This window comes from Actinomadura geliboluensis (assembly GCF_005889745.1).
GTDB lineage: Bacteria > Actinomycetota > Actinomycetes > Streptosporangiales > Streptosporangiaceae > Spirillospora > Spirillospora geliboluensis.
This window is the reverse complement of record NZ_VCKZ01000003.1, coordinates 30,451-49,313: the sequence shown is the minus strand read 5'-3', so window position 1 is coordinate 49,313 and position 18,863 is coordinate 30,451. Positions and strand designations below refer to the sequence as shown.

Below are 18,863 nucleotides of genomic sequence, written 5' to 3'. Positions count from 1 at the left end.
CCTTCGGAGGCGTTGCGGAGCCTGCTGTAGAGCTTTTGCCAGTCGGGGCTGCCGTAGGCGTGGGGTTGCCAGTGCTTGGCGCCGTGTTCGGGTGCCATGGTGATGCTGGTCTGGGCGGAGATCTTGGGTGGCCCGACCGGGCTGGGCGCCGGGTCGATCAGCGGGAGTCGTGGGTCGGTGCCCATGCTGGCGCGTTTGAACGGGCACTGGACGCGTCCGGCGGCAGCCGGGCACATGTATCGCTGGTGCCCTTCGGAGTCGGGGCGGCCTTTGGGGGCCAGGGCGTAGGGCTGGCGGGCGTCGATGCGGTGCCGCCAGGTGGCGGGTTCGATCGCGGCGGGGTCGCCTGCGTTGCGGAACAGGTTCTGGGTGGTGTTGGCCAGGGGTTCGGGCATCTGGGGGCAGTACCAGGTGCCTTCCTTCTGGTGGGCGCCGTGGGCTTGGGCCTGGATGCCGAGTTGGTCGCTGCGGTAGCTGTAGACGGGGAGGAAGCCCAGGGCGCGGATGGCAAGTTGCCAGTCTTGGGGGCGGCTGTTGTTGTAGGCGGCGTCGGCGGCGACGTATCCGGCGGGGTGGGCGCGCTTGAGGATGTCGTCCAGGATGGCGGTGCCGTTGGCGCCGGGGTCGTGGGGTCGCGGTGGGGGTTGCGGGCGACGGCGAGGGCGACGAGAGCGGCGACGAGAGCGGGAAAGACGGCAGCGCCGGGAAAGACGGCGGCGGCGGGAAAGACGGCGGCGCCGGTGACAGCGGGAAAGGCGGCGACGGCGCTGAGAGCGTCGCGCCGAGCGGTGCGCTGACGCCCGAGGAGGCCGCCGAGCCCGTGGGCGAGCGCGACCCCGCGACCGGCGCCCCGGTCGCCCTGCCCGCGCCTGTGGCGGTCGCCGAGCAGGCCCCCGCCGGGCCGGACGCGCCCGACCCCGCGCACGACGTCGAGCAGCGCCGCCGCGAGGCCGGCGTCGACCACCGGTTCCCGTTCGGCCGGCCCGGGGAGCCGCTCGGCCGCGCGCACCCGTTCGTGTTCGGCTTCACCGCCGCGCTCGGCGTCATGACGGCCTGGCTGCTCGTGCGGGCGGCCACCAACGCCAAGTCGACGATCGTGATGCTCGTCGTCGCGATGTTCCTCGCGGTCGGCCTCAACCCGGCGGTGGAGCGGCTGCGCCGGTTCGGGTTCCCGCGCAGCGCCGCGGTCGCGACGGTGTTCCTCGTCGTCATCATGTTCTTCGCGGGGTTCGTCGCCTCGCTCGTCCAGCCGGTGTCGGAGCAGGTCACCGAGCTGCGGCACAACATCCCCGAGTACGTCCAGCAGCTGCAGGACAACAAGACCCTCGCCGAGTGGGACAAGCGCTACGGGCTGCTGGAGCGCGCCGAGAAGGCGGTGAACAGCGAGGGCTTCCAGAAGGGCCTCACCGACACCGCCACCGGCATCGGCAAGGTCGCGATCAGCGGCATCTTCCAGACGATCACGATCCTGATCCTGACGCTGTACTTCCTCAGCTCGCTGCCGCAGATCAAGACGTTCTTCTACAAGCTGGCACCGCGCTCCCGCCGCGCCCGCGTCGCCCTGCTCGGCGACGAGATCCTGGACCGGATCGGCGGCTACGTCGCCGGGCAGTTCACGATCGCGTTCATCGCGGGCGTCTGCTCGTACATCTTCCTGTCGATCCTCGGGGTGAAGTACGCGCTCGCGCTGGCGCTGATCGTCGCGGTGACCGACCTGATCCCGCTGATCGGCGCGACGATCGGCGCGGTGATCGTGTGCCTGGTCGCGTTCCTCACCGGGAACACCACCGACCTGATCGCCTGCGTGATCTTCTACGTGATCTACCAGCAGGTGGAGAACTACCTGGTCTACCCGCGCGTGATGAAGCGGACGGTGGACGTGCAGCCCGCGGTGACGATCGTGGCGGCGCTGGTCGGCGCGGCGCTGCTCGGCGTGGTCGGCGCGCTGCTGGCGATCCCGACGGCGGCGGCGATCTCGCTGCTGGTCCGCGAGGTCGTCATGCCGCGCCAGGAGACGCTGTAGCACGGCGGGCGCTCCGCGCGGGGACGGGTCAGCGGGCGGTCCGGGCGAGGGCGGCGGCGAACTCGGCCACCGCCTGGTTGAACAGGTCCGGCTGCTCGATCGCGCACAGGTGCCCGGCGCGCGGGACGACCATCAGTTCGGCGTTCGGCAGCGCGTCCGCCATGGCGCGGGCCTCCGCCTCGGTGGCGAGCGCGTCCTCGTCGCCGACCATGACGAGGGCGGGCACCCGCACCTCGCGCAGCGTGCCGAACGCGTCGGGGCGTCCGGCCATGGCGCGCTGGGCCCACGCGGCGGCGCGCGGCGGCGTCGCCTGGACGAGGCCGCGCACCCGCCCGTAGACGAGGGCGCGCTGCCGGTAGGTGGTGGGCCCGACGAGGCCGGGCAGCACCTCCTCCACCAGCACCTGCGGGCCGCCGTCGAGGTCGAGCCGGTCGGCCTGCCGGAGCCGGTTCGCGCGGACCTGCTCGGTGTCGGCGGCGGCGCGGGTGGCGGCGAGCACCAGCCCGAGGACGAGGTCGGGGTGGCGGCGGCACAGCGCCATCGCGACGTACCCGCCCATGGACAGGCCGCCGATGACGGCGCGCCGCACGCCGAGGGCGCGGCAGGCGCGGGCGACGTCGTCGGCCATCGCGTCGATCGAGGGCTCGTCGTCGCCGAGCACGGATCCGCCGAAGCCGCGCAGGTCGGGGGTGATGACGCGGAACCGGCCGGCGAGCCCCTCCCGCTGGGCGAGCCACATCGCCGACGAGAGCGGGAAGGCGTGCAGCAGGACGAGCGGGGTTCCGGTGCCGACGTCCCTGGCGTACAGCTGCACGGTCACGGGCGGTCCTCCCGGTCGGCGTCCACGAAGCAGATCCTTACCCGCTCTGGAGCCGGTGGGACGGGAGTGGCCGTGACTGGCCGCATGTGGCTATCTGTCCGGTTCGTCCCATTCAGTGGGGAGCGGGTGGGCGGCCGGCGCGACCCGCTTGACGATCTCGTTCAGCACGATCCGGACGTAGGGCTCGCCCACCCACAGGTGCTTGGCCTTGTCCACCGCGACGACCTCGGCCTGCGGGACGCGCTTGAACCGCTCCCGCGCCTCGGCCGGGCGCAGGTAGTCGTCGAACTCCGGCACGAGCGCCACCAGGGGACGGCCGTCCTCGGCCCACGCGTCCAGGTCCGCGTCGTCCGCCCGCTTCAGTGGCGGGGACAGCAGGATCGCGCCCTCCACCAGCGGGTCGCGGCCCCACTTCAGCGCCAGCTCGGTGCCGAACGACCAGCCGAGCAGCCACGGCCGCGGCAGGTCGTGGTACTCGGTGTACTCCAGCGCCGCCGCGACGTCGAACCGCTCGGTCTCGCCGTCGCCGAACTCGCCCTCGCTCGTGCCGCGCGCCGACGTCGTCCCCCGCGTGTTGAACCGCAGCACGGCGACGTCGGCGAGGGCGGGCAGCCGGTAGGACGCCTTGCGCAGGACGTGGCTGTCCATCATGCCCTCGGCCGTCGGCAGCGGGTGCAGGCACACCAGCGTCGCGACCGGCGGCCGCTCCGGCGGCAGCGCCAGCTCACCGACCAGCTCCAGCCCGTCGGACGTGTGCAGCACGATGTCCTCGCGCCGCGCCGGCAGCACCGTCGCCGCCCTGATCTCCGCCATGGGTCTCCTTAGTAACGCGGGGCGTTGCGCGACCGCTGGACGCGGGGGCCGCGCCGGGTGCGGGCCTGCCAGCACGGGCGGTGCCAGTGCCGCCGGTCGTCGCCGCCCTCGCCGGCCCGCCAGGCGACGAGATGCCCGACGCCGGGCGGGATCTCCTGGTCGCAGCCGGGGCACCGGTACGCCTTGGCCGAACCGGCGCCCGCGATCGTCCGGACGATCCACTCGCCGTCCGGCCCCTCCTCGGTCTCCTGCGCCCACGACCCGCCGCCCGTCTGGGGACGTCCGGAAACGGCACGGCGGTTCTTGCGGGGGCTCATGCCTTCGAGGATATGTGGGCGGGGCTGGAGGACGGTTATCGCAGCGGGCGGCCCGCCGTCACGTGCTCGGCGAGGAGCGGCACCGGGGCCAGCGCCGGCTCGCGCGTCTCGGCGTGCAGGGCGCGCAGGACGGTCACGGCGCGGTCCAGGCCGAGGCGGTCGAGGTCGGCGATCGGGCCGGACGGGTAGCCGCAGCCGAGCGTCATCGCGGCGTCGATGGAGTCGGCGTCGGCATATCCGGCGCCGAGCATGGCGGCGGCGTCGTTCAGGTACGGGAAGCGCAGCGCGTCCACGATGAACCCGGCGCGGTCGCGGCAGCGGACGGTGGTGAGGCCGAGCCCGGCGAACAGGGCGGCGGCGCGGTCGGCGACGTCCGGCCCGGTCGCGACCGTCGCGGCGATCTCGGCGAGGGTCCCGGCGGGGTCGGGCAGGTGCAGCCCGACGACGTCGGCGGGACGTCCGGTGGCCATGGCCTGCTCGATCACCGAGCCGCCCACGGACGTGACCAGCAGCACGGCGTCCGGCTTGGCGGCCTGCGCGGCGGCCGACAGCAGCGCCCGCGCGGCCTCGGTGTCCTCCGCGGCCTCGACGACCAGGTCGCAGCCGGCGAGGTCGGCGGCGGAGTCGCGGACGGACGCGCCCGCCCGGTCGCACAGCGCGGCGAGCGCGTCGGCGAGCGGGCCGACGCCGACGATGCCGACGACCGGCGGCTCCCCGGCCGCCGCCGCGGGCTCGTCGCCGCCGGACGCGTCGTAGGAGTAGAAGCCGCGGCCGGTCTTGCGGCCGAGCAGCCCGGCGGTGACGAGCTCGCGCAGCACCGGGGAGGCGGCGTGGCGGCGGTCGCGCGACTCGGCGTAGATCGCGTCGAGCACCTCCAGGCAGGTGTCGAGGCCGATCAGGTCCATGAGGGTGAACGGGCCCATCGGCAGGCCGGCGCCGGCCGTCATCGCGGTGTCGATGTCGTCGCGGGTCGCGTGCCCGGACTCCAGCATCCCGGCGGCCTGGTTCAGGTACCCGAACAACAGCCGGTTGGCGACGAACCCGGCCCGGTCGCCGATCGTCACCGGGGTCTTGCCGAGGCCCTTCACCAGGGCGGCGACGCGGGCGACGGCGTCCGGCTCGGTCAGCACGGTCGCGATGACCTCGACCAGCTTCATCACCGGCGCCGGGTTGAAGAAGTGCACGCCGACGATCTTGCTGGGGCGGCCGGTGGTGACCGCGATGTCGGTGACCGACAGCGAGGAGGTGTTCGTGGCGAGGACGGCGTCCTCGCGGCAGACCTTGTCCAGCTCGGCGAAGACCTTGCGCTTGAGGTCGAGCCGCTCCGGCACCGCCTCGATCACCAGGTCGCACTCGCCGAGGTCGGCGAAGTCGGTGGTCAGCGCCACCCGGCCGAGGATCTCGCGCTGCGCGTCCTCGGTGAGCTTGCCGCGCTTCACGGCCCGGCCGGTCGAGCGCTCCAGGTGCCCGCGCCCGCGTTCCAGCGCGTCCTGATTCACCTCGACGCCCACGACCGCGAGGCCGCCGCGCGCCAGCACCTCGGCGATGCCCGCGCCCATCGTGCCCAGTCCGACGACCCCGACCCTGCTGAACGAACCCTCACTCATGATTCGCAGTCTTGCAGAGGGCGCGGGGAGGCGCGCTCCCGGGTACGACAGGGGACGTGCGCCTAGGAATCTTCCTCCTCGCGACCCGTGCCCCCGGACAGGACGACCACGCCGCGCTCTCCCGCACCGTAGAAGCCGCCGTCGCCGCCGAACGCGCCGGTTTCGACGACGTGTGGCTGGCCGAGCACCACTTCATGTCGTACGGAGTCGTCCCGTCCGCGACACTCCTGGCGGGACATCTGCTGGGCGTCACCGAGCGGATCCACGTCGGGACGGCGGTGAGCGTGCTCTCCACCCGGCATCCGGTCGCGCTGGCGGAGGAGGCGGCGATGCTGGCGCTGCTGTCGGGCGGCCGGTTCCGCCTCGGCGTCGGGCGCGGCGGCCCGTGGCGGGACCTGGAGGTGTTCGGCACCGGGCTCCCCCGCTACGAGCAAGGCTTCGCCGAGTCCCTGGACCTCCTCCTTACCTGGCTGCGATCTGACCGTGTCTCCTGGGAGGGGGAACACTTCCGCTTCCGTGAGGTACCGGTCGTCCCGCGCGCGCTTGCCCCGCCCCCGGTGACGATCGCCTGCACGTCCCCCGAGACCGAGGCGCTCGCCGCCGAGCGCGGCCTGCCGATGCTCCTCGGCATGCACGTGGACGCGGACGAGAAGGCCGCCGCCGTCGCCCGGCACGGCGACCCCGCCCTCCCGCACATTTCCACCCACGTCGCGCAGGTGGCCGACACCCGCGACGAGGCCGTCGGCACGCTGATGGCGGAGATGCCCCGCTGGCTCGGCCCCGGCCTGGCCGGATACGTCGCCGTGGACGACCGTCCGCGCCCCACCCCCGACCCCGCCGGCTACGTGCGCCGCATGTGCGGCATCCATCCCGTCGGCTCGCCGGACGACTGCGTCGAGTCGCTGGTGACCACGGTCGAGAAGACGGGGATCAGGCATCTGATCCTGCTGGTTGAGGCGACCGGTTCCCGTGCCGGCACCTTGGAGAACATCGCCCGCCTCGGCGCCGACGTCCTCCCCAAGGTCCGCGCCGCACTCTGAGGCCGCATTCTGAGGCCCGCACAACGAGAACGTGCGGCGCACCGAGGGGATCGGCGCGCCGCACGTCTCGGCAGGAGCGGGCGGGTCAGCAGTCGCGGAGTTCGGGAGACTGGTTGAGGATCTGTTCGCGGGCCGTCACGAACGTCCGGTAGGCGCTGGAGTCGCCGGTCGGGAAGACGGCGACCCGGTGGCAGTTCTGGAAGGCCAGCTTCACGCCGAAGTGGCGCTCCATCGCGCCGCGCATCGCGTCGCTCGCGAGGACGCGGAGCAGCTGGCCGCGGGCCTGCTCGTCCGGGGGCGGGGTGAGGTTGTCGGCGTAGTCGCCGCCGTCCACCTGGAGCCGCGCCACCAGGCCGCTGATCATGTCCCACGCGTAGGGCAGGGACGTCTTGATGCACTCGACGAAGGCGGCGTCGCCGACCTCGCCCTGCTGCGCCGTCTCGAGCAGTTCCGGAGTCACGTCGAGAGACATTGCGGGGGTTCCTTTCGCCGGTGGTGGATGAACACCCACCCGCCGACGCTAATCACGGCCCCCGGAGAATTCCAGGCTTGACAAAGATTTTCATTCCGCTAGGCGCCGCCCCGGCCGTTCCCCGCCCCGGCCGGGGCCGGCGTCACCGTGCCGGTGCCGCGCCCTGGCGGCGCGCACCCCGGACGTCGCGCCGCACCTCGCGCCGGGTGCCGAACCGCTCGGCGCGCTCAGCCCAGAACTCGCGGGCCCGGCGCGCGAGCCGCGCGTCACGCTCGGCCGCGGCGCGGGTCCGCAGCTCGCGGCTCCGCTCGGTCATGACCGACCGCATGATGTCGTGGTGGAACACGGCCCCTCCCCCTATGTCCCGGGCCGCTCGGCACGACCCGACATCCAAGAGACTCGTCCTAAGGACCCCGCCCGGACATCGGCAGCACGCCTTATCTGTGCCGATTCGAGGGCCTTAGGCGCGCCGGTCCGGCATGATCGCGGTTTCTGGAACGGATGCCCCGTTCCGGATCGTCGGGGAACGCGGCCGACACTGGGACGTGCGGCGCCTGTCGCGCAAGACCGGTGAGGTGCGGATCCCGAAGGTGGGGTGGGTGCGGTTCCGCTGGTCCCGGCCCGTCCCCAGCGGGGTCAAGTCGTTCCGGGTGACCCGTGACCGTGCCGGACGCTGGCATGTGGCGTTCGCGCACATCCCCGCCCCGATCCCAGCGCCGGGCAATGGGCAGGCGGTGGGGGTGGACCGTGGCGTGACCGTGTCGGCCGCGCTGTCCACCGGCAAACTCCTGCACGGTCCTTCCCTCACCGCCTGGGAGGCAGGGCGGTTGCGTCGGCTCCAGCGCAAGCTCGCGCGCGCGAAACGGGGTTCGAACCGACGTGCGCACATCAGAGCCCTCATCGCGCGGATCAGAGCGCGGGAGGCCGACCGGCGCCGCGACTGGGTGGAGAAGACCACCACCCGCCTGGCCATCGGCTTCGATCTGATCGCGGTCGAGGACTTGAACGTGCGGGGCATGACCCGGTCCGCCAAGGGCACCATCGACGCACCCGGCACGGGCGTGCGCGCCAAGGCCGGTCTCAACCGGGCGATCCTTGCCGCCGGGTGGGGGCGGCTCGTCCAGCGGCTGGAGCACAAAGCCCCCGGCCGCCTCATCAAGGTCGATCCACGCCACACCTCGCAGACCTGCCACGCCTGCGGGCACCGCGCCCCGGAAAACCGCGAGAGCCAAGCGGTGTTCCGGTGCGTGGCCTGCGGGCACCGGGCCAACGCCGACATCAACGCCGCCCGCAACATCCAAGACAACATCTACCACCAGGCCTGTCGACCGGTATTCGTGTCGGCGGCCGCTCCACGCTAACCCTGGACGGGGTTCCGCCCGGCGCGGTCGAGGCCGTTCTCGAAGGGCTGGCCAGGACGTCCGACGCCGAGTGACCACGACGACTGCCGCCGGTACGCCGGTCTGGCCTGAAGCAGGCGGGGCGCCGCACTAAGGTGAGGCAGCGTGCGTCTCGTTATCGCCCGCTGCAGCGTCGACTACGCCGGCAAGCTCACCGCCCATCTGCCGATGGCCCCCCGCCTGATCTTGATCAAGGCGGACGGGAGCGTGAGCATCCACGCCGACGACCGCGCCTACAAGCCCCTCAACTGGATGAACCCGCCCTGTTCGCTGCGCGAGGAGAGCTACACCGAGAACGGCGCCACCGCGCGCTGGACGGTCACGCACGGCAAGTCGGGCGAGCGGCTGATCCTCACCATCGAGGAGGTCCTGCACGACACCAGCCACGAGCTGGGCATCGACCCGGGCCTGCAGAAGGACGGCGTCGAGGCGCACCTCCAGGAACTGCTCGCCGAGCACATCACCACGCTCGGCGAGGGCTACACGCTGATCCGCCGCGAGTTCCCCACCGCGATCGGCCCCGTCGACATCCTGTGCCGGGACGCCGACAGCGCCACCGTCGCGATCGAGATCAAGCGGCGCGGCGAGATCGACGGCGTCGAGCAGCTCACCCGCTACCTGGAGCTGCTCAACCGGGACCCGCACCTCGCGCCCGTCCGCGGCGTGTTCGCGGCGCAGGAGATCAAGCCGCAGGCCCGCGTCCTCGCCACCGACCGCGGCATCGACTGCGTCACGCTCGACTACGACGCGCTGCGCGGCATCGAACACGAGGGCACCCTCTTCTAGCCCGATCCGCCCGGCCACCGCCCCGCCGCCGATTCCGCCCCGTCGCCCATTCCGCTCCTTCGCCCATTCCGCCCCGTCGCCCATTCCGCACTGTCGGATGTGACGTGCATCATGGCGGGATGACCTTCCAAGCGAGCGGCACCTTCGACATCGAGGCTTGGGAAGCCGAGAAGCCCTACGAGGAACTGGACGGCGGCAAGCTGACCCGCGTCCATGTGGGCAAGCACTTCCACGGCGACCTGGTCGGGACGAGCACCACCGAGCTGATCACCGTGGAGACGCCCGCCGGCCCCGCCGCCTACGTCGGGATCGAGCGCGTCCAGGGCATCCTGCACGGCCGCGAGGGGACGTTCGTGCTCCAGCACAGCGCGGGCAGCGAGGACGGGACGTCCGACACCCAGTGGCTGCGCTGGCTGATCGTCCCCACGTCCGGCACCGGGGAGCTCACGGGCATCCGCGGCCTCGGCCAGATCACCGTCACCGCGGACGGCGGGCACAGCTGGACCCTGGAGTACACCCTGGACTGACGGGCCGCGCGCGGCCGGTAATGTGCTGCCATGCCCCCGGTCACCACCGACACGACGCGCGAGCGGATCATCGACGCGGCCGAGGAGTGCTTCGGCCGCTTCGGCGTCGCGAAGACGACCGTCGAGGACATCGCCGCCGCCGCGCGGCTGTCGCGCGCCACCGTGTACCGGAGCATCACCGGCGGGCGGGACGAGTTGATCCTCGCCGTGGTGGTGCGCGACCTGCACCGCTTCCTGGACCGGCTCGCCGAGCGGCTGCGCCGCGAGCGGTCGGTGCCGGAGGCGATCGTCGAGGGCACCATGGACGCGGTCGAGTACGTGCGCGGCGAGCCGACCATCGCGCACTTCCTCGTGCCGGAGGCGGCGGGGCACATGCAGGCGGCGGTCGCGGGCGCGGCCGAGCACGTCCTCGCGCTGTGCTGCGACTACGTCCGCCCGTACTTCGAGCAGGCGCAGCGGCAGCGGATGCTGCGGGCCGACATCGAGGTGGAGGGGACGGTCGAGTTCCTCTTCCGGATCATCACCTCGCTGATCGTGATGGACCGGGACCGGGACGCCGACGGGCTGCGCCGCTTCCTGCGCACCTACGTCGTCCCGGTGATCGCGGCGCCGTGACCGGGCGCCGCGGTCCCGGCGCCCGGAACTCCGGTGCGCGGGAACTCCGTTGAGCAGGTAGCTTCCGAGTGACGATCAGGCGGGACGGTGCGCCGGGGGAACGGCGGCGCGGTGAGAGGGGCCGGGAATGAACGGGACTGCACACGAGGCGCGGGGGAGCGCGGCCGTCCGGCCGAGCCCGGTGTTCCTCGCGGTCGTGGCGGCGACCGTGCTGTGCGGCCTGATCGCCTGGCGGTACGGGACGATCCTGGAGCGCCCCGGCCGGATCGCGGTGTTCGGGTTCGTGATCTCGGCGTGGATCCTGTCGCTGTGCCTGCACGAGTTCGGGCACGCCTACATGGCCTACCGGTCGGGTGACCGCAGCGTCGCCGCCAAGGGCTACCTGACGCTGAACCCGCTGAAGTACTCCGACATCACGCTGAGCTTCCTCATCCCGGTCGTGTTCATCGTGCTGGGCGGCATCGGGCTGCCCGGCGGCGCGGTGTGGATCGAGCGGCACGCGATCCGCGGCCGGCTGCGGCACAGCCTGATCTCGGCGGCGGGCCCGCTGTCGAACGCGCTGTTCGCCGTGATGCTCGCGGTGATCTTCAAGAACTTCGCCGACAAGGACCACGCGCTGTTCTGGTCGGGCCTGGCGTTCCTGGCGTTCCTCCAGGTCACCGCCGCGGTGCTGAACCTGCTGCCGATCCCCGGGCTGGACGGCTTCGGGATCATCGAGCCGTACCTGCCGCGCCGGTTCGCGGCGCAGGCGAGCGCGTACGGCGGCTACGCCTTCCTCATCCTGATCGCGCTGCTGTGGCTGGGCCCGATCAACGAGGGCTTCTTCAACGTCATCTTCTACATCACCGACGCGATCGGCCTGGACGGGTTCCCGTTCCGGGTGAGCGGCTCGGTCGACAACTTCCCGATCGAACTCGGCCACTACCTGTTCCAGTTCTGGCGGAACTGACCCCGCGCCCGCTCAGGGCCCGGCCAGGTGCCGGACGATCCGGCGCAGCTGCTCGGCGTAGCGCTCCCGGAACTCCGGTGACCGCGGGTCGAGGCCGAACACGCGCCGGACGGCGTGCGGCATCGTGACGGGCGCCGCGGTCATCGCCATCAGCACCAGCCGAACCGCGGCCGGGTCCAGGTCGCCGGCCAGCTCGCCCGCCTCCTGGCGCCGCTCGACGTCGGACAGGTCCTCGGCGAGGCCGCACGGGTCGTCCCCGGGGTCGGACGCGCCGTCCGCCGCGTCCAGGCCGCGCCAGGCGCTCAGCCGCGTGCCGCGCGGATCGTCCAGGATGTGCCGCAGGTACCCGACCGCCACCTCCTCCATCGGGAGGGACGGGTCGTTGATCTCGCCCTTCCGGGTGCCCCAGAGCGCGAGCAGTTCGCGGTACAGCCCCGCCTTGCCGCCGAAGTAGTAGTTGATCAGCTGCTTGTTCAGCCCGGCGCGGTCGGCGATGTCCTGGACGCGGGCGCCGGCGTAGCCCTTGGCGGCGAACTCGTCCAGCGCGGCGTCCAGCAGCAGGCGCCGCGAGCGGTCGGCGTCGAGCGTGCGCTCGTCGGGCGCGGGGGCGCGGCGCGGCCGTTTCGTCGTGTCCGTCACGGCGCCCATCGTATCCGTCCTGCTGACGCGGTCAACCATCCAGCTGTTTGACAAGTTCATCCATCTGGTTGAACCTGGGCCGCATGATTCTCGTCACCGGAGCCACCGGAAACGTCGGACGGCATCTCGTCGCCGAACTGCTCACCGCCGGCGCGAAGGTCCGCGCGCTGACCCGCGATCCCGCGACCGCCCGCCTGCCCACCGAAGCGGAGGTCGCCCGCACCGCCGACATGCCGCTGGACGGCGTGGCGTCGCTCTTCCTCAACCCCGCCGTGTTCTGGCACGGCCTGAACGACCTGCTCCCCCGCGCCGCCGACCACGGCGTGCGACGCGTCGTCATGCTGTCGTCCTCCGCCGCACTGGACGACGACCCGTCGAACGACCTCGCGGTGCACCATCTGGAGATCGAGCGGGCGATCGAGGCGTCCGGCCTGGAGTGGACGTTCCCGCGCCCCGGCGAGTTCGCGTCCAACGCGCTCGGCTGGCGGAAGGAGATCCGCGCGGGCGAACCCGTCCGCGAACCGTACGCGGCGGCGCGCTTCGCCCCCATCCACGAACGTGACATCGCGGCCGTCGCCGCGAAGGCGCTGCTCACCGACGCACTCATCGGCGCCCGGCCGGTGCTGAGCGGGCCCGAGCAGCTCACGCAGCCGGAGAAGGCCGCGCTCATCGGCGCGGCGATCGGCCGTCCGGTGCGCTTCGAGGAGATCGACCCGGCGGAGGCGCGCGAGGAGATGCTCGCGCGCCCCTACATGCGCGAGGGCATGGTGGACGTCCTGCTCCGCCGGCGCGCGAGCGCCGTCGGCCACCCGACCGAGGTGTCCCCCGAGGTCGAGCGCATCACCGGCCGCCCGGCCCGCACGTTCGCCGAGTGGGCCGCCGACCACGCCGACGACTTCCGCTGACCGGCGGAGCACTCCACGTAGGGCGCGGGCCGGACGACCCGCGCCCTACTCGTGCCGCTCCAGGGCCTCGATCTCATGGAGGGCCCAGTCGAACCAGTCGCGGCGCATCGCGGCGAACCGCTTGCCGTACTCGATGACCAGCCGCCCGTACACGGACAGGTTGTCGTCGTCCCACTCCACCCGGTCCTCCAGGGCGAGCAGTTCCCCCAGGTACTCGCCCAGCCCGTCGGAGTGCCCGCGCATGTAGCGCTGCGCCTCGCCCGGGTCGACGAGCCCGAGGAAGAAGACGCGCAGCAGCGCGTCGTCCCGCCGGTTGTCCTTGGCGGGCACGTCGACGATCCAGTGGTGCAGTTCCGCGCGCCCCGCCTTGGTGATGCGGTACTCCTTGCGCCCGCGCGGCCCCTCCTCGGCGACCTCGATGAGCCCGGCCTCGGTGAGCTTGCCGAGTTCGCCGTAGAGCTGGCTCTGCCGGGCCGGCCAGACGTTCCCGAGCGAGATCTCGAACATCCGCAGCAGGTCGTACCCGCTGGCACCGTCCATCTCGGCGATGAGCCCGAGCATCGCGTGTCGCAAACTCATGCCGGGGAGCCTACCACTCACTATTGACATGTCTAAGTTGGAACGTCTAGCTTCGACGTGTCAGAAGTGGAATGTCAGTGCGAGGGGCTCCCCCGGCATGCCGGCGTACCCGCCGTCCGAGGCGGCCCGCGAGCACCACTTCGCCGGGCTCGGCCGCCCGCTTCCCGAGGAGCACACCGCATGAGCGAGCACACCGAAGAACGCCCCGCCGCCTGGATGGACGGTCCGCTGGCCCCCGTCCCCGACGAGACCGACGCCTACGACCTGCCGGTCACCGGCGCGCTGCCGACCGAGCTGACCGGGCGGTACTTCCGCAACGGCCCGAACCCCAAGCCGGGCGAGCCGAGCCGGCACTGGTTCACCGGCCACGGCATGATCCACGGCGTGCGGCTGCGCGACGGCCGGGCCGAGTGGTACCGCAACCGCTGGGTCCGGACGGACGCGTTCACCAAGGGCGCGCCCTACCTCCGCGACGACCTCACCTTCGACCGGTGCGCGGTGCAGGCCAACACGCACGTCGTCCCGCACGCGGGCAAGATCTGGGCGCTGGTGGAGGCCGGGTTCCCCTACGAGGTCACCCCGGAGCTGGAGACGGCCGGGCCGTGCGACTTCGGCGGGCGGCTCACCTCCGCGATGACCGCGCACCCCAAGGAGGACCCGGTCACCAGCGACCTGCTGTTCTTCGGCTACGGCGTGTTCCCGCCCTACCTCGTCTTCCACCGGCTGTCGGCGGACGGGACGCTGGTCGAGAGCCGCGAGATCGAGGTGCCCGGCCCGACGATGATGCACGACTTCGCGATCACCGAGCACCATGTCGTCTGGCTCGACCTGCCGGTGGTGTTCGACGTGGACCTGGCACTGTCCGGCGCGTCCGGCCTGCCCTACCGGTGGGACGACGCGTACGGCGCGCGGCTCGGCGTGATGCCGCGCGACGGGTCCGGCGGCGTCCGCTGGTTCGAGGTCGACCCGTGCTACGTCTTCCACGTCGGCAACGCGCACGAGGACGCCGCCGGGCGCGTGGTGCTGGACGGCGCGCGCTACGCCCCGGAGACCTTCGCCGCGCTCTGGGGCGAGGTCGGCGGCACCGTGGACCCGGCGACCGAGGCGGTGAGCACGGAGAGCGCGCACCTGCACCGCTGGGTGCTCGACCCCGCCACCGGCACGGCGTCCGAGGAGCGGCTCGACGACCGGAACGTGGAGTTCCCGACCCACGACGACACCCGGACGGGCCGCGAGCACCGCTACCTCTACACGGTCGCCGGGAGCTCGATCGTGAAGTACGACCTGCGCGGCGGCGCGTCGGCCCGCGACTGCGGGGAGGGCGCGCACGTCGGCGAGGCGGTGTTCGTCCCCGCCGAGGGCGCCCGCGCCGAGGACGAGGGCTGGCTGCTGTCGATCGTGTCCGGCGGGTCCGGCTCCGAACTGCTGGTGCTGGACGCCGCCGACCTGTCGCACACGGCGACCGTCCGGCTCCCGCGCCGGGTCCCGGCCGGATTCCACGGCAGCTGGATCCCGGACTCCCCGTCGGACGCCTAGGGTGGTTTACTAGCCGGTACCACACTGCAAGTACTCACTTACGGCCCCTCCCGGGAGGTTCCCCATGTCCGTGGCCACGGAGAGCGCCGAGACGTTCGCGTCCCTGAATCCGGCCACCGGCGAGGTCGTCGCCGAGCACCCCGTCCAGGACGGCGCCGCGGTGGCGGCGGCGATCGAGCGCGCCCGGGAGGCCGCCGAGTGGTGGCGGGCCCTCGGCTGGAAGGAGCGCCGGCTCCGGCTGCTCAACGTCAAGGGGTCCCTCGCCCGCAACCTGAACCGGATGGCCGAGCTCATCCACCAGGAGACCGGCAAGCCGGTGCAGGACGCCCAGCTTGAGACGATCATGGCGATCACCCACCTGGACTGGGCCGCCCGCAACGCGCAGAAGGTCCTCGGGCCGCGCAGCGTCTACCCCGGCCTGATGGCCGTCAACCAGAAGTGCGTGCTGGAGTACCAGCCGCTCGGCGTCGTCGGCGTCATCGGCCCGTGGAACTACCCGATCTTCACCCCGATGGGCTCGATCGGCTACGCGCTCGCCGCCGGCAACGCCGTCGTGTTCAAGCCGTCGGAGTTCACCCCGGGCGTCGGCGTGTTCCTCGCCGAGCTGTTCGACGCGGTGATCCCCGAGCACCCCGTGCTGCAGACGGTCACCGGCCTCGGCGCGACCGGCGCGGCGCTCGCCTCGTCCCCGCACGTCGACAAGATCGCCTTCACCGGCTCGGCCCGCACCGCCAAGCGCGTGATGGCGGCCTGCGCCGAGAACCTCACCCCGATCGTCGCCGAGTGCGGCGGCAAGGACGCCTGCATCGTCGACTCCGACGCCGACCTCGACGCCGCCGCCGACGCCGCGCTGTGGGGCGCCATGTCGAACGCGGGCCAGACCTGCATCGGCGTCGAGCGCATCTACGTCGTGGACGAGGCGTACGACAAGTTCCTCGGCAAGCTCACCGAGAAGGCCAAGGACCTGCGCCCCGGCTTCGACCGCGAGGCGGCCTACGGCCCGATCACGATGCCCTCGCAGCTCGACATCATCGAGCGGCACATCAAGGACGCCCTCGACAAGGGCGGCAAGGCGGTCGTCGGCGGCGCCGAGTCCGTGCGCAAGCCCTACGTGGAGCCCGTCGTGCTGACCAACGTGCCGGACGACTCGTCCGCCGTCTGCGAGGAGACGTTCGGCCCGACGATCACCGTGCACCGCGTCAAGGACCTCGACGAGGCGGTGGACAAGGCCAACCGCACCAGCTACGGCCTCGCCGGGACGATCTTCTCCGGCGACAAGTCCCGCGCGCTGGACGTCGCCCGCCGGATGCGCTCCGGCATGACGTCCATCAACGCCTTCGCCGCGTTCGCCCAGGTCGCCGCCCTGCCGTTCGGCGGTGTCGGCGAGTCCGGCTTCGGCCGCATCCACGGCGCGGACGGCCTGCGCGAGTTCACCCGCCCGAAGGCCATCACCCGGCAGCGGTTCGCGACGATGAACCTCACCACGTTCGCGCGCACCGAGAAGGAGATGGCCCGCGTCCTCGGCCTGATCAACATGATCCACGGCCGCCGCTACAAGCGCTGACCCATGCCGGGCGCCCCCGGCCGGGGGCGCCCGCCTAGACTCGAAACCATGACATCCGGGACGTTCGGCGCACCCGTGCGCAGCCGCCTCCAGGCGACCCTGGACGCCACGCCCCCGCTCCCGTCCGGGGTCCGCCCGTTCACCGAGGCCGACCTGCCGGCCCTCGCCGCCGCCATGTGGGACGCCTACCGCGGCACCCCCGACGAGGCCGACGTCGGCGACCTCCCCGGCGCCGCACGCGAGATCCAGCTCACCCTGGACGGCGAGTACGGGAAGTTCCTCCCGGAAGCCTCATTCGTCACCGACCACGACGACCGCCCGATAGGCGCCGCCCTGGTCACCCTCTACAAGCAGGAACCCCTCCTGGCCTTCCTCTTCACCGCCCCGTCCCACGCGGGCCAGGGCGTCGGCCGAACCCTGGTCCAGGCGGTCATGCACGTCCTGGCCCCGGACCACACCACGCTCTCCCTGGCCGTGACCCGCCGCAACCGCCGCGCCCGCCGCCTCTATGACCACCTCGGCTTCGTCGAAGTCCCCTGACGCCGCCCAGTTCCGAACGTCAGACCGGCAACGACTCAGGGGAAACCATGGCCAGAACCGCGGCAAGTTACGCATGGGCTCTAAGCCCACTCCTCACTCTCGGCTACGCCACGCCCATCACGATGGGATACGCGGCCGCCCGCACAAAGAGCATCGTCCTGTGGGCGGCAACGATCCCCTACCTCGCCCTCGTCACGGCGATGCTCGCGACGGCGAAGAGCGAGAACGGCAGCACCGCCGACTCCGTCTTCGTCCTGACGTGGACCGTGTCATGGCTCGGCGGAACGCTCCACGCCCTGGCCGTCAGGCGCCGGGTGTTCGGACCGACCACACCCTCCCGCACCCTCGCACGGGCCGAACAGGAGGCCCGCGACCGCCGCGACCTGCGCGCCCGAGCAGCCGCCATCGCCCGCGACGACCCCCGAACGGCGCTGGAGATGCACATCGGCCGTCCCGACCTGCCGAGGACCTTCGACGACGGCGGCCTCGTCGACATCAACCACGCCCCCGCGTCCGTGATCGCGACCATCCCCGGCATCACCCCGGAGATGGCCGAACGCATCGTGCGCCTGCGCGAGGACCTGCAGACCTTCACCTCGGCCGAGGAGGTCTCGGCCATGGCGGACCTTCCCCCGCACCTGACCCCGACCCTCTCCGAGCACACCGTCTACCTCAACTGACGGAGGACTCACCGGCGACCGGCCACGGACGCCGCTCGACCTCGTGGTCCGCCGCAGTCGGCGGCGGCGACACGACGTTCATGAAGACCAGCCGCCCACCACGAGCCCGCACACCCCGGGTCGTCCCAGCGGGAATCACCACGACGTCACCCGCCGCAACAGCATGCGGACCGTCCCCGACCCACACCTCCCCGGCCCCCTCAAGGATCGCCAGGGCCAGCTCCACACCCGGCGTGTGCAGCGGGATCTCCTGCCCGTCCTCCATACCGACGAGCATCACCTTGGTGAGGTCGGTCGCCGACAGCACCTTCGGGCAGAACGAGTCGGCGCGGAACTCCGCGAGCGCGGACGCACTGCCGACGACGGCCTTCTTCTCCACCATGCTCTCCGTTCGCTCAGCCGCGGGCCCGCACGCACACCCAGTCCGCAGGCATCTCCCCGGTCTGCAGGAAGGCCCGCAGCCGCTCCTCCTGCGGCTCCGGCACGACCCGCTCCAGCTCCGGGTAGAGGATCTTCTCTTCCTTCATGTTGTGGTGCAGGAGCTGGACGTTCAGGCGCCGGCACAGCGTGAGCGCGGCATCGTCGTCCGGCGCGTCATCGAGGGCGTCGAGCGTCCCCCACATCTCCCCGTGCTCCCGCAGCATCACCAGGACCGGCGCCATCAGCCCCGCCGCGTGCAGCGCCGGGAACAGCAACTCCTCTTCGAGGTAGATGTGCCGACGCAGCGCACGCACAGCACGCGCCAGCGGCTCCCGGTCCCGCTCCCCGGCCACCGGATCGGCCGTGAACACCTCGATCCCCTCATCGATCTCGTGGTGCTCCCGCTCCAGCGCCGCCGCCAGCGACTCGATCTCCATGTTCCGCAACCCCAACGCCACGTCAGGACGGCACTCAGACCGCCACCGGTCGCCCCAGCAAGCCACTTCGCCGGAACGCTGAGCCCTGATATTAATACATGTGCAGCTTGTAAATAATCGAAGCTGATGTGAGAAATCAGCCACCGCCGCGCTTACCCACCCACGGACCTGATCGACTCACCAGCACGGACGCC

The 18,863-nt window shown here is 72.2% G+C and carries 22 protein-coding genes; 12 read left to right on the top strand and 10 right to left on the bottom strand.

Translation table 11 applies throughout. From position 1 onward, the window contains the following. Nucleotides 1-637 precede the first annotated feature (637 nt). Nucleotides 638-2,023, top strand: a complete 1,386-nt coding sequence (locus ETD96_RS01175) for an AI-2E family transporter (RefSeq protein WP_205719046.1) — start codon at nt 638-640, stop codon at nt 2,021-2,023. 28 nt (nt 2,024-2,051) lie between these two features. Here ETD96_RS01175 and ETD96_RS01170 read toward each other — a convergent pair whose 3' ends face one another. The 4 genes from ETD96_RS01170 to ETD96_RS01155 form a co-directional block, all read right to left on the bottom strand. Continuing rightward, the gene (locus ETD96_RS01170; protein ID WP_138632571.1) at nt 2,052-2,843 is read right to left on the bottom strand and encodes an alpha/beta fold hydrolase; all 792 of its coding nucleotides are present in this window, start codon (nt 2,841-2,843) and stop codon (nt 2,052-2,054) included. A gap of 90 nt (nt 2,844-2,933) precedes the next feature. Further along, nucleotides 2,934-3,656, bottom strand: a complete 723-nt coding sequence (locus ETD96_RS01165; protein ID WP_138632568.1) for an alpha/beta hydrolase — start codon at nt 3,654-3,656, stop codon at nt 2,934-2,936. Nucleotides 3,657-3,664: 8 nt separating this feature from the next. Beyond that, nucleotides 3,665-3,973 (bottom strand): ATP/GTP-binding protein, encoded by a 309-nt coding sequence (locus tag ETD96_RS01160; RefSeq protein ID WP_138632565.1) that lies wholly within the window; start codon nt 3,971-3,973, stop codon nt 3,665-3,667. Between the two features lie 35 nt (nt 3,974-4,008). Continuing rightward, on the bottom strand, nt 4,009-5,580 hold the full coding sequence (locus ETD96_RS01155; protein ID WP_138632562.1) for a 3-hydroxyacyl-CoA dehydrogenase family protein: 1,572 nt from the start codon (nt 5,578-5,580) through the stop codon (nt 4,009-4,011). 56 nt (nt 5,581-5,636) lie between these two features. On the opposite strand from ETD96_RS01155, the gene ETD96_RS01150 reads away from it, so the two are divergent. Then, nucleotides 5,637-6,620 (top strand): LLM class flavin-dependent oxidoreductase, encoded by a 984-nt coding sequence (locus ETD96_RS01150; protein ID WP_138632559.1) that lies wholly within the window; start codon nt 5,637-5,639, stop codon nt 6,618-6,620. 85 nt (nt 6,621-6,705) lie between these two features. Here the strand turns inward: ETD96_RS01150 and ETD96_RS01145 are convergent, their stop codons facing one another. Further along, entirely contained in the window at nt 6,706-7,092 is a 387-nt protein-coding gene (locus ETD96_RS01145) for an SCO5389 family protein (protein WP_138632557.1), read from the bottom strand. A 142-nt stretch (nt 7,093-7,234) separates the two neighbouring features. After that, nucleotides 7,235-7,438 carry a hypothetical protein gene (locus ETD96_RS01140; RefSeq protein ID WP_138632554.1) on the bottom strand — a complete coding sequence of 68 codons (204 nt, stop codon included), beginning with the start codon at nt 7,436-7,438 and terminating at the stop codon, nt 7,235-7,237. A gap of 133 nt (nt 7,439-7,571) precedes the next feature. On the opposite strand from ETD96_RS01140, the gene ETD96_RS01135 reads away from it, so the two are divergent. From ETD96_RS01135 to ETD96_RS01115, 5 genes are all read left to right on the top strand, one after another. After that, nucleotides 7,572-8,453: an RNA-guided endonuclease InsQ/TnpB family protein gene (locus ETD96_RS01135; protein ID WP_240807064.1), complete on the top strand. Its 882-nt coding sequence runs from the start codon at nt 7,572-7,574 to the stop codon at nt 8,451-8,453. A 144-nt stretch (nt 8,454-8,597) separates the two neighbouring features. Further along, a complete protein-coding gene (gene nucS / locus ETD96_RS01130; RefSeq protein WP_138632551.1) occupies nt 8,598-9,278 on the top strand; it encodes an endonuclease NucS in 681 nt (226 codons plus the stop codon). Nucleotides 9,279-9,397: 119 nt separating this feature from the next. Further along, nucleotides 9,398-9,805 carry a DUF3224 domain-containing protein gene (locus ETD96_RS01125; protein WP_138632548.1) on the top strand — a complete coding sequence of 136 codons (408 nt, stop codon included), beginning with the start codon at nt 9,398-9,400 and terminating at the stop codon, nt 9,803-9,805. A 30-nt stretch (nt 9,806-9,835) separates the two neighbouring features. Then, on the top strand, nt 9,836-10,420 hold the full coding sequence (locus ETD96_RS01120; protein WP_138632545.1) for a TetR/AcrR family transcriptional regulator: 585 nt from the start codon (nt 9,836-9,838) through the stop codon (nt 10,418-10,420). Nucleotides 10,421-10,547: 127 nt separating this feature from the next. After that, nucleotides 10,548-11,369 carry a site-2 protease family protein gene (locus ETD96_RS01115; RefSeq protein ID WP_240807062.1) on the top strand — a complete coding sequence of 274 codons (822 nt, stop codon included), beginning with the start codon at nt 10,548-10,550 and terminating at the stop codon, nt 11,367-11,369. A gap of 12 nt (nt 11,370-11,381) precedes the next feature. Here the strand turns inward: ETD96_RS01115 and ETD96_RS01110 are convergent, their stop codons facing one another. Continuing rightward, a complete protein-coding gene (locus tag ETD96_RS01110; protein WP_240807060.1) occupies nt 11,382-12,008 on the bottom strand; it encodes a TetR/AcrR family transcriptional regulator in 627 nt (208 codons plus the stop codon). Between the two features lie 83 nt (nt 12,009-12,091). Between ETD96_RS01110 and ETD96_RS01105 the strand changes: the two genes are divergently transcribed. Then, entirely contained in the window at nt 12,092-12,913 is an 822-nt protein-coding gene (locus ETD96_RS01105) for an NAD(P)H-binding protein (RefSeq protein ID WP_138632539.1), read from the top strand. A gap of 45 nt (nt 12,914-12,958) precedes the next feature. On the opposite strand, the gene ETD96_RS01100 is transcribed toward ETD96_RS01105, so the two are convergent. Beyond that, nucleotides 12,959-13,492, bottom strand: a complete 534-nt coding sequence (locus ETD96_RS01100; protein WP_138632536.1) for a PadR family transcriptional regulator — start codon at nt 13,490-13,492, stop codon at nt 12,959-12,961. A 180-nt stretch (nt 13,493-13,672) separates the two neighbouring features. Here ETD96_RS01100 and ETD96_RS01095 point away from each other — a divergent pair, with 180 nt between their 5' ends. The 4 genes from ETD96_RS01095 to ETD96_RS01080 all read left to right on the top strand — a co-directional run bounded on the left by ETD96_RS01095 (nt 13,673) and on the right by ETD96_RS01080 (nt 17,812). Continuing rightward, complete coding sequence (locus ETD96_RS01095; RefSeq protein WP_138632533.1) at nt 13,673-15,028, top strand: carotenoid oxygenase family protein; 1,356 nt, start codon at nt 13,673-13,675, stop codon at nt 15,026-15,028. Between the two features lie 64 nt (nt 15,029-15,092). Then, nucleotides 15,093-16,592 carry an aldehyde dehydrogenase family protein gene (locus tag ETD96_RS01090; protein WP_138632530.1) on the top strand — a complete coding sequence of 500 codons (1,500 nt, stop codon included), beginning with the start codon at nt 15,093-15,095 and terminating at the stop codon, nt 16,590-16,592. A gap of 48 nt (nt 16,593-16,640) precedes the next feature. After that, nucleotides 16,641-17,132, top strand: coding sequence for a GNAT family N-acetyltransferase (locus tag ETD96_RS01085; protein WP_171068789.1), 492 nt, complete (start codon nt 16,641-16,643; stop codon nt 17,130-17,132). Nucleotides 17,133-17,254: 122 nt separating this feature from the next. After that, nucleotides 17,255-17,812, top strand: a complete 558-nt coding sequence (locus ETD96_RS01080; protein WP_171068788.1) for a ComEA family DNA-binding protein — start codon at nt 17,255-17,257, stop codon at nt 17,810-17,812. Here ETD96_RS01080 and ETD96_RS01075 read toward each other — a convergent pair. Together ETD96_RS01075 and ETD96_RS01070 are read right to left on the bottom strand one after the other, a co-directional pair. After that, nucleotides 17,805-18,194, bottom strand: coding sequence for a cupin domain-containing protein (locus ETD96_RS01075; protein WP_138632521.1), 390 nt, complete (start codon nt 18,192-18,194; stop codon nt 17,805-17,807). The genes ETD96_RS01080 and ETD96_RS01075 overlap by 8 nt on opposite strands. A gap of 13 nt (nt 18,195-18,207) precedes the next feature. After that, complete coding sequence (locus ETD96_RS01070) at nt 18,208-18,690, bottom strand: hemerythrin domain-containing protein (RefSeq protein ID WP_205719044.1); 483 nt, start codon at nt 18,688-18,690, stop codon at nt 18,208-18,210. Nucleotides 18,691-18,863 lie beyond the last annotated feature (173 nt).

Bases quoted from the DNA above. Each gene is read 5' to 3' on its own strand.
- ETD96_RS01120 (WP_138632545.1), top strand. From the start codon at position 9,836: ATGCCCCCGGTCACCACCGACACGACGCGCGAGCGGATCATCGACGCG.
- ETD96_RS01095 (WP_138632533.1), top strand. From the start codon at position 13,673: ATGAGCGAGCACACCGAAGAACGCCCCGCCGCCTGGATGGACGGTCCG.
- ETD96_RS01105 (WP_138632539.1), top strand. From the start codon at position 12,092: ATGATTCTCGTCACCGGAGCCACCGGAAACGTCGGACGGCATCTCGTC.
- ETD96_RS01080 (WP_171068788.1), top strand. From the start codon at position 17,255: ATGGGATACGCGGCCGCCCGCACAAAGAGCATCGTCCTGTGGGCGGCA.
- ETD96_RS01135 (WP_240807064.1), top strand. From the start codon at position 7,572: ATGATCGCGGTTTCTGGAACGGATGCCCCGTTCCGGATCGTCGGGGAA.
- ETD96_RS01165 (WP_138632568.1), bottom strand. From the start codon at position 3,656: ATGGCGGAGATCAGGGCGGCGACGGTGCTGCCGGCGCGGCGCGAGGAC.
- ETD96_RS01115 (WP_240807062.1), top strand. From the start codon at position 10,548: ATGAACGGGACTGCACACGAGGCGCGGGGGAGCGCGGCCGTCCGGCCG.
- ETD96_RS01075 (WP_138632521.1), bottom strand. From the start codon at position 18,194: ATGGTGGAGAAGAAGGCCGTCGTCGGCAGTGCGTCCGCGCTCGCGGAG.
- ETD96_RS01085 (WP_171068789.1), top strand. From the start codon at position 16,641: ATGACATCCGGGACGTTCGGCGCACCCGTGCGCAGCCGCCTCCAGGCG.
- ETD96_RS01155 (WP_138632562.1), bottom strand. From the start codon at position 5,580: ATGAGTGAGGGTTCGTTCAGCAGGGTCGGGGTCGTCGGACTGGGCACG.
- ETD96_RS01125 (WP_138632548.1), top strand. From the start codon at position 9,398: ATGACCTTCCAAGCGAGCGGCACCTTCGACATCGAGGCTTGGGAAGCC.
- ETD96_RS01090 (WP_138632530.1), top strand. From the start codon at position 15,093: ATGTCCGTGGCCACGGAGAGCGCCGAGACGTTCGCGTCCCTGAATCCG.
- ETD96_RS01145 (WP_138632557.1), bottom strand. From the start codon at position 7,092: ATGTCTCTCGACGTGACTCCGGAACTGCTCGAGACGGCGCAGCAGGGC.
- ETD96_RS01100 (WP_138632536.1), bottom strand. From the start codon at position 13,492: ATGAGTTTGCGACACGCGATGCTCGGGCTCATCGCCGAGATGGACGGT.
- ETD96_RS01160 (WP_138632565.1), bottom strand. From the start codon at position 3,973: ATGAGCCCCCGCAAGAACCGCCGTGCCGTTTCCGGACGTCCCCAGACG.